At 38.1% G+C, this 16,484-nt stretch carries 17 protein-coding genes; 5 read left to right on the forward strand and 12 right to left on the reverse strand.

Going from position 1 to position 16,484, the window contains the following annotated elements; all coding sequences use genetic code 11:
* Nucleotides 1-19: 19 nt before the first annotated feature.
* Both ABIB30_RS01975 and ABIB30_RS01980 read right to left on the reverse strand, forming a co-directional pair.
* Nucleotides 20-937 (reverse strand): DUF6268 family outer membrane beta-barrel protein, encoded by a 918-nt coding sequence (locus ABIB30_RS01975; protein WP_354299069.1) that lies wholly within the window; start codon nucleotides 935-937, stop codon nucleotides 20-22.
* 146 nt (nucleotides 938-1,083) lie between these two features.
* Nucleotides 1,084-1,941, reverse strand: coding sequence for a helix-turn-helix domain-containing protein (locus ABIB30_RS01980; RefSeq protein WP_354299070.1), 858 nt, complete (start codon nucleotides 1,939-1,941; stop codon nucleotides 1,084-1,086).
* A 156-nt stretch (nucleotides 1,942-2,097) separates the two neighbouring features.
* Here ABIB30_RS01980 and ABIB30_RS01985 point away from each other — a divergent pair, with 156 nt between their 5' ends.
* From ABIB30_RS01985 to ABIB30_RS01995, 3 genes are all read left to right on the forward strand, one after another.
* Complete coding sequence (locus tag ABIB30_RS01985; RefSeq protein ID WP_354299071.1) at nucleotides 2,098-3,051, forward strand: phytanoyl-CoA dioxygenase family protein; 954 nt, start codon at nucleotides 2,098-2,100, stop codon at nucleotides 3,049-3,051.
* 109 nt (nucleotides 3,052-3,160) lie between these two features.
* Nucleotides 3,161-3,739: a GDP-mannose pyrophosphatase NudK gene (nudK, locus tag ABIB30_RS01990; RefSeq protein ID WP_354299072.1), complete on the forward strand. Its 579-nt coding sequence runs from the start codon at nucleotides 3,161-3,163 to the stop codon at nucleotides 3,737-3,739.
* Nucleotides 3,740-3,747: 8 nt separating this feature from the next.
* A complete protein-coding gene (locus ABIB30_RS01995; protein ID WP_354299073.1) occupies nucleotides 3,748-4,170 on the forward strand; it encodes a hypothetical protein in 423 nt (140 codons plus the stop codon).
* Nucleotides 4,171-4,184: 14 nt separating this feature from the next.
* Here the strand turns inward: ABIB30_RS01995 and ABIB30_RS02000 are convergent, their stop codons facing one another.
* Together ABIB30_RS02000 and msrC are read right to left on the reverse strand one after the other, a co-directional pair.
* On the reverse strand, nucleotides 4,185-4,862 hold the full coding sequence (locus tag ABIB30_RS02000; protein WP_354299074.1) for a class I SAM-dependent methyltransferase: 678 nt from the start codon (nucleotides 4,860-4,862) through the stop codon (nucleotides 4,185-4,187).
* A 196-nt stretch (nucleotides 4,863-5,058) separates the two neighbouring features.
* Nucleotides 5,059-5,535: a free L-methionine (R)-S-oxide reductase MsrC gene (gene msrC / locus ABIB30_RS02005; protein WP_354299075.1), complete on the reverse strand. Its 477-nt coding sequence runs from the start codon at nucleotides 5,533-5,535 to the stop codon at nucleotides 5,059-5,061.
* Between the two features lie 185 nt (nucleotides 5,536-5,720).
* On the opposite strand from msrC, the gene ABIB30_RS02010 reads away from it, so the two are divergent.
* Nucleotides 5,721-5,972, forward strand: coding sequence for a hypothetical protein (locus ABIB30_RS02010; protein WP_354299076.1), 252 nt, complete (start codon nucleotides 5,721-5,723; stop codon nucleotides 5,970-5,972).
* 298 nt (nucleotides 5,973-6,270) lie between these two features.
* On the opposite strand, the gene ABIB30_RS02015 is transcribed toward ABIB30_RS02010, so the two are convergent.
* The 6 genes from ABIB30_RS02015 to ABIB30_RS02040 all read right to left on the reverse strand — a co-directional run bounded on the left by ABIB30_RS02015 (nucleotide 6,271) and on the right by ABIB30_RS02040 (nucleotide 13,361).
* On the reverse strand, nucleotides 6,271-8,283 hold the full coding sequence (locus tag ABIB30_RS02015) for a sensor histidine kinase (RefSeq protein ID WP_354299077.1): 2,013 nt from the start codon (nucleotides 8,281-8,283) through the stop codon (nucleotides 6,271-6,273).
* A 252-nt stretch (nucleotides 8,284-8,535) separates the two neighbouring features.
* A complete protein-coding gene (nrdF, locus tag ABIB30_RS02020) occupies nucleotides 8,536-9,519 on the reverse strand; it encodes a class 1b ribonucleoside-diphosphate reductase subunit beta (protein ID WP_354299078.1) in 984 nt (327 codons plus the stop codon).
* A gap of 40 nt (nucleotides 9,520-9,559) precedes the next feature.
* Nucleotides 9,560-11,650, reverse strand: a complete 2,091-nt coding sequence (gene nrdE / locus ABIB30_RS02025) for a class 1b ribonucleoside-diphosphate reductase subunit alpha (protein ID WP_354299079.1) — start codon at nucleotides 11,648-11,650, stop codon at nucleotides 9,560-9,562.
* 4 nt (nucleotides 11,651-11,654) lie between these two features.
* Nucleotides 11,655-12,017: a class Ib ribonucleoside-diphosphate reductase assembly flavoprotein NrdI gene (gene nrdI, locus ABIB30_RS02030; RefSeq protein ID WP_354299080.1), complete on the reverse strand. Its 363-nt coding sequence runs from the start codon at nucleotides 12,015-12,017 to the stop codon at nucleotides 11,655-11,657.
* Nucleotides 12,018-12,041: 24 nt separating this feature from the next.
* Complete coding sequence (locus ABIB30_RS02035) at nucleotides 12,042-12,284, reverse strand: thioredoxin family protein (RefSeq protein WP_354299081.1); 243 nt, start codon at nucleotides 12,282-12,284, stop codon at nucleotides 12,042-12,044.
* A gap of 267 nt (nucleotides 12,285-12,551) precedes the next feature.
* Nucleotides 12,552-13,361, reverse strand: coding sequence for a hypothetical protein (locus ABIB30_RS02040; protein ID WP_354299082.1), 810 nt, complete (start codon nucleotides 13,359-13,361; stop codon nucleotides 12,552-12,554).
* A 154-nt stretch (nucleotides 13,362-13,515) separates the two neighbouring features.
* On the opposite strand from ABIB30_RS02040, the gene ABIB30_RS02045 reads away from it, so the two are divergent.
* Nucleotides 13,516-14,841 carry an esterase/lipase family protein gene (locus ABIB30_RS02045; RefSeq protein WP_354299083.1) on the forward strand — a complete coding sequence of 442 codons (1,326 nt, stop codon included), beginning with the start codon at nucleotides 13,516-13,518 and terminating at the stop codon, nucleotides 14,839-14,841.
* 166 nt (nucleotides 14,842-15,007) lie between these two features.
* Here ABIB30_RS02045 and ABIB30_RS02050 read toward each other — a convergent pair whose 3' ends face one another.
* A complete protein-coding gene (locus ABIB30_RS02050) occupies nucleotides 15,008-15,736 on the reverse strand; it encodes a (Fe-S)-binding protein (protein ID WP_354299084.1) in 729 nt (242 codons plus the stop codon).
* 27 nt (nucleotides 15,737-15,763) lie between these two features.
* Complete coding sequence (locus ABIB30_RS02055; RefSeq protein WP_354299085.1) at nucleotides 15,764-16,477, reverse strand: head GIN domain-containing protein; 714 nt, start codon at nucleotides 16,475-16,477, stop codon at nucleotides 15,764-15,766.
* Nucleotides 16,478-16,484: the final 7 nt, after the last annotated feature.

The following is a 16,484-nucleotide window of genomic DNA, read 5'->3' on the forward strand; positions in this document are numbered from 1 at the left end:
TCAAGAGGTTTTTTATACCCTATTTCTTGATTTTGCTCAGATTCCATTTGATAGCCACAGCTCCATAGGCAGTTGTGGAAAAGCTTGGATCTGCTTCTTTTTTTGGTTTAAAGAAATCCTTAAGTTTTCTGCTCGATGCAGAGAAAGTTCTGGTTAGCGTTGTACCACCTGTTAACTGTAGTGTCACTGACTTCCCCAGTTTAAATTCCGGTCTCAAGCCTGCTATAATCTGCATATAACCTAATAACATAGACTTGTCATCCCGCTTTACTTCGGCTGTCATCCCACCTAATTCAACAACTGCCTTAAGTTCAAAAGCAGGACTCATTTGAGCACCAAACTCTATGTTTTCAGGAAAATTAACATGCAAACGGTAACGACCATTAGTAACCCAGTTAAAGTAAATACCAGGTAATATCATAGGAACACCAAAAGTATTGGTGACTACGGGGCCAAATCCCAAAGCCATACGGGGATTGAAATTTTTAATAAACAAGACTCCTCCTTGTAGTAAAACATCATTATAATTAACCTCCTCCAGATCGGTATATACTCCAACAGATGCCATCGCCATAATTGACCATGTTCTGCTAATCGGCCGCATGTGGACTAATCCCACCTGGGCATTTAATAGTTCTGCAGGAAACAATTTTGTTTCGTAGTCCCGGTTTTCCATCTTCGCGTAAGATCCTGCCAGGTTCACAGCCCACATTTTTGGCCGTCCTGAAGAATCAATTTTAACAGAAAAAGGGATACTGAGTCCTACCTGCATTCGTTTAAAATTACTGGTAGAACCTGTCTTAACACTGTCTGGTCTTATGTAATTAGAGAAAGGAACATAATCTGCCTTAATTGTACCAGAAATCCCCGTTTGGGCAGCTGCCTTCAAGTTTAAGCCCAATCCAACGATAATCAGGCAATAATGTAAAATTTTCATATTTCTTTTTTAACTGTGATTTGATTTATAAATCTTCACGAAGAACGTATGCTATAAACTTTTAAGGAAAACTAATTGACGAGCTGCTATATCGTTTTGACAAAAGGTAATTTAGCTGGAGACGGCTGGGTGTTGCAGCTGAGTGTTTAGGAAGAAAAAGACTGGAACCAGTTCTTTTTAAAGGCAGATGGATTCTGTCCTGTGATTTTATTGAATAGCTTATTGAAATAGGACAAACTTTCAAAGCCTACCGCATAACAGGTTTCGGTTACATTCTTATCCTGCATTAACAGATTCTTTGCCAGATCAATCCGGTATTGATTGACAAAGTCTGTAAAAGTCATATTGGTCTGTTTCTTAAAGTAGCGGCAAAATGCAGCAGTAGTTAAATTCACTTTTGAAGCAACTACGTTTACATCGGGCTTTTGATTATAATGTGTATCAATGTATTCATAAATAGCCCCCATCCTTACTTTATCTTTCAAAAAGAAAGATATACTCATCTGCTCATCATTTAGTACTTCTGTTTCTGTTGAATGCGCTAAGAGCTGAAAAATTTCAATTAACCCAATCAATTGCTGAAAAGAATCCAGCGCAGCCAGTTCTTTTAGTTTGCTGACTGCGATAGTTTTTGTTTCTCCATGGAAGGCAATACCTAAAGCTGCTTTCTTAAACAACTGATCAATTGCCGAAAACTCTGGCGAAATACCAATAGCCGATCCCAGGAAATCAGTTCTGAGCTGCACCACTATCTGATGATAATCATTTCTCAATCTATAATCAAAGTTAAGATGCGGAAGATTTCTTCCAATAAAAACGAGGTCACTTTGCGTATAACCGGAAATATGAGAGCCAACATGACGGATTCCAGCATCGGCTTCCACATAAACAAGCTCATACTCAGCGTGGAAATGCCAGAAGAACGTATTTCTTAGTCTCGGGGAGAAATATTTGAAAGACTTCCCCAAGTCAAAGTTTATTTTCTCCAGCTGTATTTCATTCATTTGATATTATTGTTTTTTACCCGGACAAACGCTCTATTGCTATATCTCTATTCCTAAACATACCGATTAAATCAATGCAGAGCAAACATTGATCATTACAAAGAAGAAACGATGCTCCAGATCCGGATACTTTTGAATTAGCAAATCAAAACTCAAATGGAAAATCAAACAATGAATACAATGGCGCATAAGGACATACCTGGAAACCCTTCTACCGCAAAATCTAGTGGAATCCGCTTGAACGATCGCAGTCAGGATAAAACATTACGTTTGCTGACTGAGCAAGACTGGATTTTCTGGATTACAAATGGATATGTAGTGATCAAAAATGCAGTTCCTAAAGATCAGATTAAAAAGACTGCGGATTATCTGTGGACATATGAAGGAAAAGATCCGGATGTGATGGAGAGCTGGTATAAAAAACCAAATGCACAAATGCAGATGTCAGAATTAAACAATACTGGCATGGTAGAAATTTATAACCACCAGCTATTATGGGATAACAGGATGTATCCAAAAGTTCACCAGGCTTTTGCCGACATCTGGGGAACGGAAAAGTTATGGGTAACTATTGACAGGGCAAATCTGAATTTCCCATTGCGTCCGGGTTTTGAATATAAAGGATTTATTCACTGGGATTATGATCCGGAAACAAAACCTCAAAATGTACAGGGGGTATTGGCATTAGCCGACCAGACAGATGAAAATATGGGAGGTTTTCAATGTATTCCTGAATTATTCCGCACTTATGAGACCTGGAAATTGACCCAGCCGGCAGACCGTGATCATTATAAGCCAGATACCACAGGGTTTAAACTGGAAAAAATCAAGCTGGAAGCAGGAGATTTACTCATTTTCAATAGTTCACAACCGCATGGTATTAGAGCAAATACAAGTACAGATCAGGTAAGGGTTGCTCAATATATCGCCATGATGCCTGCTCAGCAAGAGGATGAAGATTTGAGGCAATGGAGAATTGGCAGCTGGAAAAACAGAGAAGCGATGCAAGGCTATGCTTTTCCGGGCGATCCATTGGAACGCGAAAAGAAAAATCCAGTTGCGGAACTTACCCTTTTGGGCAAAAAATTGCTGGGTCTGGAAAAGTGGTAGCGTTGAGAGCAGAATAAGAGCAATGTTAAAATTTGTCAATATTATTTCCTGAAAATTAACAGAATATGCCCATTTCTGCCTAATTTGCGCTTGTAACAGGATATACATAATGATTGATAACGTAAAAATAATAAACACAGAACTACTTTCTGATAACTGGTATACACTTAAAAAGATAACTTACCAATATTCATTGAAAGACGGTACAATTCAGACACAAGACAGAGAAGCATATGATCGTGGAAATGGCGCAGTAATTTTACTTTATAACAAAGAACAACAAACTGTTATCCTGACCAGGCAATTCAGATTGCCTACTTATATCAATGGAAATGAATCCGGATTACTGATTGAGGCCTGTGCCGGATTATTAGATAAAGACAATGCAGAAGATTGTATCAAAAGAGAAACAGAAGAAGAAACAGGATATCAGGTAACTGAAGTACGTAAAATATTTGAAGCTTACATGTCCCCGGGTTCAGTGACAGAAATCTTGTATTTCTTTATTGCTGCTTACACTAAAGACATGAAAATACATGAAGGTGGTGGGTTAGCGCATGAGCAGGAAAATATCGAAGTGCTGGAGCTCTCTATTGATCAGGCAATGGCTATGATAGCTAATGGAGAGATTAAAGATGGAAAAACAATTATGTTGCTGCAATATGTAAAACTTCACCAGATCATATAGCTCCGTTGATGAAGAAATCCGATGCCATAATTTATGATTTGGATGACACTATTTTTCCTACAGGAACGATTACCAGAGAAGTTGTAAAACCTGTTTTAGATGCCATTGTTAAATATAACGAAGGTACACTTGCAGAAGACAGGTTGCAAAATGCATTAGCAGACTGCTACACGCATTCTCTCAGGGATGTGGCAATGTTGTATGGTTTCAATAGAAAAATGCCAGAGAAGGCCGTAAAAGCCTTCTCTGGCTTAAAAATAGATTACCAGTTACAGACCTATCCGGATTACCCCTGTCTCAAACAAATTCCAGCTCTTAGATTCCTGTTAACTTCCGGTTATACTGGATTTCAGCAACTTAAAATCAGCAACCTGGGTATTGGCAAAGATGCACTCCTTCCTTTTGGAAACAGCTTATCTTTTAATGGTTAATCAGCTTTTAATGGCTAATCAGCAGATTTAACCGCATTGATAATGATAATGTCACGCTCCACTTCCATACCGGCAGCATTGCTCCTGACCATTTCTTTGTGAAAATGTACTTCTTCAATCTCAAAACCACTGGTAATCAGTAATTCTTCAGCTTCTTCTCTGCTGTATAAGTGAAAGTCATATTGGGTAAACGGCAGTTTCTCCATGAATTCACGCGGAGCGAAAGTAAGACTGAAAAGACCACCTGGTCTAAGTACCCTTCGTATTTCAGTAGCATAAGCTTTTGGATCTTTCCAGAAATAGAGTGTATTTACAGTAAATACTTTAGTAAAAAAGCCGGCTGCAAAGTTGAGTTGCATTCCGTCTGATAAGGAGAAATCGGCTCTTCCTGAAGATACAGCTTCACTATTGAATTTGATGGCTTCCTGAACCATCAATGTTGAGATATCCACCCCATAATAGAGCAAATGTTTGGTTGCTGCCAGGAGTGAAACAACATGTGAGCCATTTCCAGGCCCTATTTCCAAAACTACGTCATTGGATTTCGGATCCAGCGCCGCGATGGTAAGCGCAATCATATGACCATTATTGACAGCCATCATTTCAGCAGTCTTTATTCCTTTATCCCCGCTTGGGCAACTTAATTGACCAGCTATTTCTTTAAAATCGGGTTTATCAAGGTGATCGGACATAAGTATAAGATTAGCAGTTTTTTATTGGAGGATGTCGTGATTTGTACCTGTATTACCCGTACTCTTTTGTACGGGTAACCAGGATTTAATAAATATTACTGAACAGTATGAATTTGCTGCTTTGGTAAAACAAAGATATGCTATTTAGAATGATTCTATACTAATTAAATCTTTGTTACATTCTAATGACAATCTATCAGGCACTGATCAAGCTGATTACCTGGCTCAGGTATTTTTCATCTACCTCATCAAATTGAGCCAATTCAGCACTATCTGCATCTAATACACCAAGTACAACTCCATCTATAAGAATGGGCAATACAATCTCTGATCTTGAGGCCGAGCTGCAAGCAATATGTCCCGGAAATTTATCTACATCCTCTACAATGAATGTTTTAGCTTCCTGCCATGATCTTCCACACACACCTTTACCGGATTTTATTCTCGTACAGGCTACTGGTCCTTGAAATGGGCCTAAAACAAGCTCTTCGTCTTTAACCAGATAAAAGCCAACCCATAGCCACCCGAACTGTTCTTTCAGTGCTGCACTGATATTCGCAAGATTCGCAATCAAATCATCTTCACCGCTTATTAAGGCTTGAATTTGTGGAATCAATGATTGATATTGTTCTTCTTTGCTTTCTGTTTTTATAATCAGGAGATCTTCTGCCATAATTCTGGTTTATTTTAAATTTTGATGCTGTTTAATGAGACTCTAAAATTAAACAATCAGCTGCATATCGATGTAAAGCATAGGTAATATTCTTACGGTCACTTTAAAATTTAACCAAATTATTTGCTTGTGTTTCTTTTTAGCTGCAACTTCACTGGATTTTAATACACTAATTTAATTCTATTATGAGAGTAATCGCCGAACTGCCCCATCCTGAATGTAAGATCACTTTGTTCAATATGAACCAAAAATATATTGTAAAATTTGAACAGGGAACTTTTGAGCAGAGTTACAAGTTGTCTGAGCTTGACCTGACCGGAGGAGGAGCAAATGAGATATTCCAAATGCTTGATGAGATATTTATTGCCACAGTAGTAGCGCGTTTCAAGACGATGCGTTCGGATTTTTCAGCAGCTTACAAAAGACAAGAGTATTAGTTGACATCATAACCATAACTAACTGTACAACAGCATTCCCAATATCAATACAAAATAATATTTTGCAATTTGACAGATTTAAAGCCCAACATTACCACTAATTATTCTTGTGAATGCATCATTACTTCAACACTAAACAAGTAACATAAAGAATAACAGCAAATTAAAATTATAAACAATATTATATTCTGTCACTAAAAGCCACAAAATATAATATTGTTTTTCTATAAATACGGGTTTTTATGGCCTGAGCCAAGCTAAGAAAAAAAGCACCTGATCAGAAACAAATCAGCAGAAATTATTTATTTAAAGTGGGAGCAATACCTGCTTTGAACTTGGGTAAATTGAAACGAAGTACAACACGGCCCTCCTCTTTACTTGCCTTAAGCAAGCCATTATTCTTTTCCACAAAATCACGGCACAACTGTAATCCCAATCCGACTCCCCGTTCATTAGACGTGCCATAAGAAGGCTCCGAACCTGAATCTTCGGCCAACTGATTTATATCCAGAACACCAACTACCGGATTGCAGACATCTATATAGATGAAGTTATGATTACCCCATATTTTTAGGTGGATATGGCCACCTAATGGTGTAAATTTAATCGCATTATCAATGAGATTACGCATCACCAGGTTAATCTGATTTAAATCCGCATAAACATCCTCTTCATCAGTTATGATAATTTCAGTAGTCATATTCTTCCGCTTAATAAGTGGTTGATAAACCAACATCAGATCATTCGTTAAAACCCGCATATTGAACCGTGAAGGTACAGTGTTGATACCTTTAAGCTGGCTTTGCGCCCAATACAAAAGGTTATTTAGTGTATTATGGATATGATCAAAGCTTTTACGACTATCATTCAGCAACATTTTCACTTCTTCAAGTGATAACAAATCCAGATCATTCAGAGAATACAAACTAATCAGACTATTAAAAGGGCTTCGCAAGTCGTGTGCTATAATAGAAAAGAGCCTGCTTTTATCCGCATTCGCCTCCTCAAGAGACTTCACCATCTTCCGCAGCGATTTTGTTCTGGACTCTACTATTTTTTCGAGCCGCTCATTCTGGGTACTGATCAAATAAAGGTTCTCTTCCTGAATCCTCATCTTTTCAGACTGAACAACCAGTTGTTCAGTGGTTAGATTTTTCAACCTGTCTCCCATAGCCAGGGATAACAAAAGCAGTTCCAAGATAAAACCTAACGGAGCGAACTTAAAAGATACCTCACTATAAACAAACACATTAGACAAGCTCAGTACAACCCAAACTGAAGTTAAACATACAAATGCCCAGGCAATGATATAATACAATGCTGGCTTGTACCCCTTATAATAAACGACAACACCTAACAGCCATATGACTAAAGAAGAGGTCCCTGTTAAAACCTGAACCAGCATGGAACAATAAGACTTATAGCCAAGCAAACATAAGATCATCGTAAAAATCCAGCAACCAATCAGCAATTGGATGAAGTGTTTTGACTGGGGCAACAGCACCTTTAAGTTTAGAAAACTACGGGAGAATGCAATACCGGCAACGCTTCCCATTCCAAGAAACAGATAGGGATAGGTATTGACAAATATCCTGAAATCATATCCCAAATAATAGCTATACCCCCTAAAGTAGCAAACCATATAGATAAATAAGGAAAGGATATAAACACTATAATAAAAATAGGCCTTATCCTTTGAGCGGATAAACACAAAAATATTGAAGAAAAACAGCGCCGTCAGAATCCCGATATAAATTGACTCCACGCGCTCTGTTGAATTAAGCCCCTCTACCAATCGTTCTGAAACTGCCATTTTCAAAGGAACAAGAAGAATATTATCAGTTCTTAACCGTAAATAAACATCTTGTGGTACAGCACTATAATTATAGTCAGGTAAAGTAAAAATATAATTATTAGCAGCTATTAATTCAGGGTTTTCCGGAGCAAGACTACCAGTATGAATCTTAGTAAATGAACCAGCAGCAGTACGACTATAAAAATCAATTGATTCTATACTGGATACATCAAGTACCAGATATGCCTTGTGCCGGCTCTGGTTTCTATAAGAAACTTTTATCCAGAAGGTGGAAGATGAATTTCCAAAATTAAGGATGTCAGTATTTGATCTTAAAAATCTGCCCGTTTTCTCCTTCTCTACGACCTGATCTACGGTTAACCGGCCACTAGTGTCAATCAAATAACTTATAGACTTACCAAGGCTTAAATAAGGCAAATCTTTGTTTACAGTAATTACCTGGCTGTAAGCAGCGGCTGATATAAAAAAAAGAAGTAAAAAGAGTAAGGAGCGCATTAATTATTCTATCCAACAAATATAGGGTAATTAGATTTAAACAGGAATAGAATATCAGCACTATTCAGGCAACAGGATGGGCTAACTGAATTAAAACAACGCTAAACATAAAGAACATAAATAGCTATGAAAGAACTACCTATGTCATTATAAAAACTCAAATCAAAATAAAAGTCCAACACCGCAACAAGCAGCCAATTATCGTATATAGAAAAAACTGGCGCTGAAACAATGTTGGACTTATCTTATTTCTTAGAAAACAGGATTTGTATCCATTTGAAAGTCTTCATCTCTTAAATAAAGAATTTCCGTGCTTTTTTCATAGTTAGTCGATTTCTTAGAAAAGAAGTCATGCTGCGTAGTTTCACCATTTAATCCATTCAAAACAATAGAGTTGACAGCTTTTATCTCAAATAACTCTTCAAATCCAAGATTCATCATTGCTTTATTTGCATTGTAACGAACGTATTCTTTTACATCAGCAGTCAAACCAACTTCAGTGTATAATTCATCAGTATATTTCAACTCATTCTCATACAACTCCATTAAAAGTTCTACTAATTCTGTTTTACTCTTTTCAGGATTTGGTAATTTTTTGTATACATCCTGAGCAAGCAGGCCAACAAACACACCATGGATGGATTCATCAGCAACAATCTTTTTGATAATATCTGCACTTGCTACCATCTGCCCCTGTCCGGCAAGCCATAGCGGCATAAAAAATCCGCTATAAAATAGAAATGATTCCAGCAATACTGAGGCTGCAAGCCCCATAAACAATACTTCGTTGCTTACTTTAGCTGCATCCAGGTTCCTGTAATATTTATCGATCGTTGATGCTTTAAATTGAAGCAGCTTATTATTTTCTACCCAATCAAATAATTCGTTAATCTCTGCGGTACTATTTACCGTAGTAAAAATAGTAGAATATGATTTCGCATGAATAGCTTCCATCATACACATGAAGGATAATACGGCTTTATTCTGCAGGCCATCGATATGATCCAGTAATTTCGGCATACCAGTATGACTCTGAATAGTGTCCAACAGGGTTAAACCACCCAGGGCCTTTTTATAAGCCTCCTGAATTTCAGGGCTTAAAGATTTCCAGCTATCTATATCTTTGGAAGGGATATACTCTGTATCGATCCAGAACTGACGCAGGTTCTGCTCCCAGAACATGCCGGCATAGTCATTTTCCGGTGTATTCCAGTTTACTGCTTTATAGTGACTCATTGAGGTCTGATTTAAATCTTATAAATTAATTAAAAACTGATTATACCGAACAAGAAACACATTCGTCAATCGAAGCCTTACGGGTACGGGTATAATACAAGGACTTCAAGCCCATTTTATGTGCATAGATATAATACTTTGCGATATCACGTGTACTATCTTTTGTGTTGGTATGCAGAATAGTTGAAATTCCCTGATCCACATGCTTCTGAATAACCGAGATTAACCGCAACACATTCTTCTGATCCATATCATAAGCAGATTTGTAGAAGAAATAGTTATCATTGTCCAGGTAAGGCATAGGATAGTAAGTCGTACTATCACCATACTCTCTAACCTCAATTACATCCACCACAGGCATTACTGAGGCCGTAGCGTTCATAATGTATGATGTAGATTGATTTGGGGCTATAGCGAGCCTGTAAGCGTGATATAAACCATGCTGCTTCACTTGATTCATCAGATCAGTCCAGTCCGCTGCAGAAGGAATAGTCATCCCTTCGAATAAGGTTGCAATTTTAGCATTTAAAGGAACAATATCCTGAGCCACATAAGAGGCAAAATAATTTCCGTTTGCATATTCAGAAGCCTCAAATCCTACAAAAGTTTCATTTTTCTCTTTTGCAATCTCCATTGAGCTCTGAATAGAATAGAAATTGACCATCATAAAGAAGACATTACAGAAATCGAGCGCTTCTTTACTTTCATACATAATGAAATTCTTAGCCAGGAAACCATGCAGGTTCATCGCACCCAAACCGACACTATGTAATTCTTTATTCGCTTTTTGCACAGAAGGCACCATAGCGATATTGGTCAGATCTGAAACCACTGTAAGTGATCTCATAGCAGTTTTAACTGCCTCTTTGATCCTTTTATTGTCCATCACCGTCGCAATATTCAAAGAGCCCAGGTTGCAGGAAATACCATAACGGATTTTATCTTCTTTACCGTAAATCTCAATATCTGAAACTTCAGAGATCTGCATAATTTCGGTACATAGGTTGGAGAATTTAACATTCCCAAGATCTTTCAGGGCATGTGCCCTGTTTGCATTCCCTTTAAAGAACAGGTAAGGATAACCGCTTTCTTTCTGGGTTTGCGCAATTTTCACCATCAGGTGACGTGCATTAATCTTTTTCTTTTTGACCAGCGGATTGGTTACGAGTTCTTCGTACATTTCATCCATATCCATCTCATCCAGGTATTTACCGTATTGTTTCAACACTGTATGTGGATGGAATAAGTAACAGGCTTCGTCTTTTTCGGCCAGTTCCATGAATTTGTCCGGAACAACCACACCAATTGACAGTGATTTAATCCTTACTTTTTCATCGACATTGATCTTTTTACAATCCAGGAATTCTTCAATGTCCGTGTGAAAAACGTTCAGGTAAACCGCTCCCGCTCCCGGACGCTGCCCTAACTGATTGGCATAAGAGAAAGTATCTTCCAGTATTTTCATAATCGGCAATACACCCCCCGCACGGCCTTCCACATCTTTAATTGATTCTCCTCTGGCACGGATCTTCGATAAATTAAAAGATACACCACCACCAATTGAAGATAATTTCATCGCAGAATCGATAGCATAACCGATACCATTCAGGTTATCACCTATTTCATCAAGAAAACAGGAAACCAATTCGCCGGAGCGTTTCTTACCTGAGTTCAAAAATGTTGGTGTTGCCGGCTGATACTCTTGATTAATCAGCATTTCTGCATAAGATTTAGCCTCAGCAACATCTCCTCTTGCTAAAAACAAGGACACTGCAACAACACGGTCTTCATAACGTTCCAGGAATTTCTCTCCGCTGTCATCTCTTAAGGCATAACTCTGAAAGAATTTAAAAGCACTCATGAAAGACTGGAATCTGAATTTCTTAGCATAGACAAGGTCATAAACCTCTTCCATTTGTTCAAAAGTATACCATTGATAAAAATCAACGTAATATTCCTGCTCTATCAGGTAATCTATCTTCTCTTTTAAAGTATAAAAAAAGACAGTATTCTTGTTTACATAATCCAAAAAATAGGAACGAACAGCTTCTTTATCTTTATGAAGGCTGAACTCGTCGTCATTTTTAATCATGATCTCATTATTTAATAAGATCCACTTTTTCGTTACCATATCATTAGCCCTCTATTTTTTCTATAAATTTTTGGATATCTGCCATTGTTCCTGAAAGCTCAAACTGCATCAGGATGGGTAATTTAAACTGATTTGAGATTCTTGTAGCTGCCATCGCGTAATTCGGTCCCCAGTTTTTGTTTCCGCTGGAAGAGATAGATTTTATCATACTGCTGTTTTCGTCCAGAAAACGTAAAGTAGAAACCGGAACTTCTCCGAATCCTGTAGTATACGTAATCAGGTGTCCTTCATGTAATGGCTTTAAAGCCTCATCTATCTTTTGAATCGTCCAGTCACGGTGTAACTTCAAACGGTTTACAAATCGCTCCACATTACCGGTTTTACTGTCATAATAAATCCAGGTCATCAGCGCTGCTTATAATTGATGAATTTAAACTGCGACCAGCACAGACAATTCATCCGGCTTAAAACCTATAACGCGGGATAGCTCCTGCTCTTGTTCTAATAAAATTACCGTAGGTACAGAGCGTACCCGGAACTGCATTGCCAGCTCTGGCTCGTTGAAAGGATTGATAGTTTCATAGACAACACCTTTTCTATCAAGATATTCTGAAACCATATTGCATGGACTGCAATCGTCTTTTTCGAATTTGATTATTCTTTTTGTACTCATTTTGAAGGTTTTTATGTAAATCAGCCCTCTTGCCGACCTATTTTAGCGGAGCTCAAAAATGCAAAATTCTGCTTAGACAGATTCTAAATGTTATCAACACTGGTGGAAAAGAGGGTAATAATTATGACTGATTATTTACTGAAAAACCAATTAAATTAGTTAGACTTTGTAAACGTTTTTTCGCAATTCACTAGCAGGAAGAGTATTGCGATTTATTTGATCAAATTCAATTCATCTTTGTGAATTAAAACGGAGTGTTGAAAGTTATCAATTCCATGATCCATTTCTGGAAATACGTGTTAATTTTCTGCGTAAATCCAATTTGATATGGAGCTGCTGCTGACTAATCAGAATACCCCTGCGGGGTAAATCAATATCTTCGGCATTGATCTCTTTATACTGGATTTTTTTTGCCTGTATATGAGTCCCTTTACTTTCAATTGCGAGCACTGCCCCCGCCGTCCATAATACTGGATTTGGAGAAAAATCGAAACCCAACTCATTGGTATACCACAAGATAAGCTCTTCAGTAGTTTCTTTTTCTACGCCCATAACTTTATGCCTGACTGTAGTTTTAGCAATGACCTGATGACAAGTAAATCCTAATATCTGTTTGATCTCATCAGACTTAATATATTCAATTACAGGAACAATCTGACCAGTTCCGAATCTCATTTCAGGCAGCAATCCCATTTTATCCTCCATCAAAAAGAGTGTATCATTTAAATCAAATGCCTGAATCAACCGGTGCTCCTGGAAATCGTAATAATAATCCCGGCTGAAACCTCCGCCAAAAACACCCAGACCATTATAACGCCCCCTTTGTGTACCGTTATCCGGAGTATTCTGTTGTTTATAACTGGCATGCAGCTGATCAAACTTCAATTCAAAATTGGTCACAGAACTTTTTGGTATCCGCGCAGTAGCCTCACTACTTAGCTTAATGCCATTTGCGGCAGCCAGTATTGCCGGGTCAAAAGTACTTTCAAATAGTATAGTTCCTGATTTCACAGGCTGTGCATCCACCCGGATTGAAAATGCAATCAGGCAGAAGATCACAATAAATAATTGTTTCATAACTAACCTGCTTCTGCAAAAACAGTGCTAACTATAGCTTTGAAATGTTAAAAAAAGTTAAAGCTGAAACGATACACCAATCACAATAACTCTTTAATTTTCAGTAGCTTCAGTATGAAAAACAAAAACCAACATTTACTAACCAAATCAATGTATGAAAAACGGACTATTCACACTGACCACAATCAGCTTGTTTTTGCTGACTGCTGTATCCTGTAAAAAAACACAGGAACAACCCACCTCAACCCTATCAAATTCAACAACAAAAGAACAGGTTAAAGAGTTATCCACCACCTCAATGGCAAAGGCCATCAATTTGCCGTCCTCAGTCACCTTATTAGCAAGCACACAGACACCTATTATCTTTGTACATGGCTTTTTAGGATTTGGCCCTGACGAAGCCTTTAATGCTTTTCATTACTGGGGCGGGCTCACTGATGTCGTAAAAGACCTCAACAATCAGGGATATGTAGCTTACGCAGCTACAGTAGGCCCAATCAGCAGCAATTGGGACCGCGCTGTGGAATTGTATTATTACATCAAAGGAGGTACTCCTGACTATGGTAAACTGCACAGCACTAAATTTGGCCATAAACAGCATATTACACGAAGTTATAAAGGAGTTTACCCACAATGGGATGACAAACATCCAATCAGCCTGGTGGGACATAGTATGGGAGGAACTACCATCAGAAAACTAATCACTTTATTGGAAAAAGGTGACAGTCAGGAACAAGGTGATACCGGATCAAGTTCTTTATTCGCCGGAAACAAAAGAGGATGGATAAAATCAGCTGTCTCCATCAGCACCCCACATAACGGCACCTCATTAACGAATATTTTTGGAGTAGGCAGCTCTGCTTTCATGCTGGACGCTTTAAATAGCGTCGCTTCATTAGCTGGTGGATTTGGGAGCAACAGCCTTTACGATTTTGATCTGGACCAATGGGGATTGGAAAGAAACCCAAAAACAACTGACTTTTTCACCTATTACGACCAGGTAAAACAAAGCAGATTATGGACTACTAAAGATAGTGCGCCTTACGATTTGTCGCCCGCTCTATCTCAGGAACGAAACCAGGTTGACCTTGATTCAAAAGATGTTTACTATTTCTCTGTAACCACCAGATGTACAAGCCCCGGAATCCTGACCGGCCGCGAATATCCCAGTCCATTCACTTTCCCTGTTTTATATCCTCTGGCCTTATCAATGGGTAATTATACGAGCAATGAACCGGGGAAAACCAATTTTGACAGTAAATGGTGGCCTAATGACGGAATCGTAAATGTTTATGGTGAAAATGGTCCCTCCAATGGAATACTCAGGGAATACGATGCAAATTCCATGTTACAAAAAGGGGTCTGGAATCACCTTGGCGTATATAACGGTTACGATCACGCCGCTATTATCGGCATAGGTACACTCATTGATGTGAAACCTTTTTACCGCAACCTGGCAAGACTGATTACTTCGCTATAGTCATCTAAAAAGCTTTACCAGTTTTTGTATCTGTTTCTCTTGCAATGGCTTTGGATGGAAAAACTGTTTATCGCGTATTTTTAAACGAAACGAGCCTATTTTATTTCTGGTAGGTTTTCTACCAGAAATAAAATATGACAATGTTGCAGCTAAAAAGAAGCATAAACTAATATTCAAGCCATCCATTCGCTAGTACGTCGGCCAGATGCATCGTTTTAATAGAAAGTTTGTTTTTATCGATATATCCCTGCAAATGCATCAAACAAGATAAATCTGTAGAAATAATATAATCTGCATCCTGATCAAGAGCATTGTTCACTTTCTGTTCTGCCATAGCAGAAGAAATGGCATCAAACTTAACGGCAAAAGTACCACCAAAGCCACAGCACATGTCGGTATCTTTCATTTCCATCATTTCCAGTCCATGAACCTTTTCCAGTAATAAACGCGGTTCTTCTTTAATCTTACACTCTCTTAAACCGCTGCATGAATCATGATAAACAGCCTTCCCCTCCAATTCTGCACCGAAATAATCCTTTTTAAGCACATTAATCAGAAAATCAGAAAGTTCAAAAATATTCCCTTGCAGCGTCCTGCATTTATTATGAACATTAGAATTGGTAAAAAGATCGTTAAAACCATTTTTCACCATTCCAACACAAGAAGCAGAAGGAGCTACAATATAGTTAGCACCCGAAAAGTCGTTCAAAAACTTTGTACCAGTATCTTTTGCCTCTTCCCAATAACCAGCATTGTAGGCTGGTTGCCCGCAGCAAGTTTGTCCGGGATTGTAACTCACCTCACAACCTGCTTTTTCTAAAAGTTTAACAGTACTAAAAGCTGTTTCAGGATATAACTGATCGACAAAACAGGGGATAAATAATTCTACTTTCATTAATAAATATTAGGATCGTATGGTGTACTAGTTTACTTTTTCCAGTTTAGCGACGCCAGATTTATTTTCATCTACCTTTTTAGGATTTCCTTTATAATAGATCGTCGTAGCGCCTGAAGTTTTCGCCTTAAGCTCATTCAGTACATTGATATTCAGCTTACCTACTCCTTCAACATCAAGGCTGTAAATACCTGTAATAAAATCAAATGCATTCATTTGTATCACACCTTTACTTTTCACCTGGTGTACGCCTGCCTGTCCAATCAGGTTAATATGTGCTTCACCATCTGTAGTAGTAGTCAGCTTACCAGCGTTCAACTCCAGGTTGATCGTTGTTGCACCAGATGATTTGATATCCAGGTCATTTACATTGATCCGGGATGAAGTATAAATATGGCTTGCCCCTTTTGCTTCAAGCGTTTTAAGCTCTCCAATTCCAGCACTTACAATGATGGAGTCCTTTCCGCAATATTTCTTCGGATCAAGTTCAATAACCAGTCCGTTTTTGTTAACCTCAGCTTTAATCAGTCCAATCACGTTAGAATCCGCTTGTATATTGACTTTAAAACTGCTATCCTGACGCATCAATAACTTAACAGGGCCACTTACCACAATTTCATTATAAGGCTTCACTGTAAATTCTTTACTGGAGTGCAGACCTGAATCTTCTACGCATTTAGTTTCACATGCTGTAAAAAGCAACGGTAGAGCTAAGCTAAATAGGAATAATTTCTTCATCATAATTTTT

This window comes from Pedobacter sp. UYP1, assembly GCF_040547305.1.
In the GTDB taxonomy this organism is placed as follows: domain Bacteria; phylum Bacteroidota; class Bacteroidia; order Sphingobacteriales; family Sphingobacteriaceae; genus Pedobacter.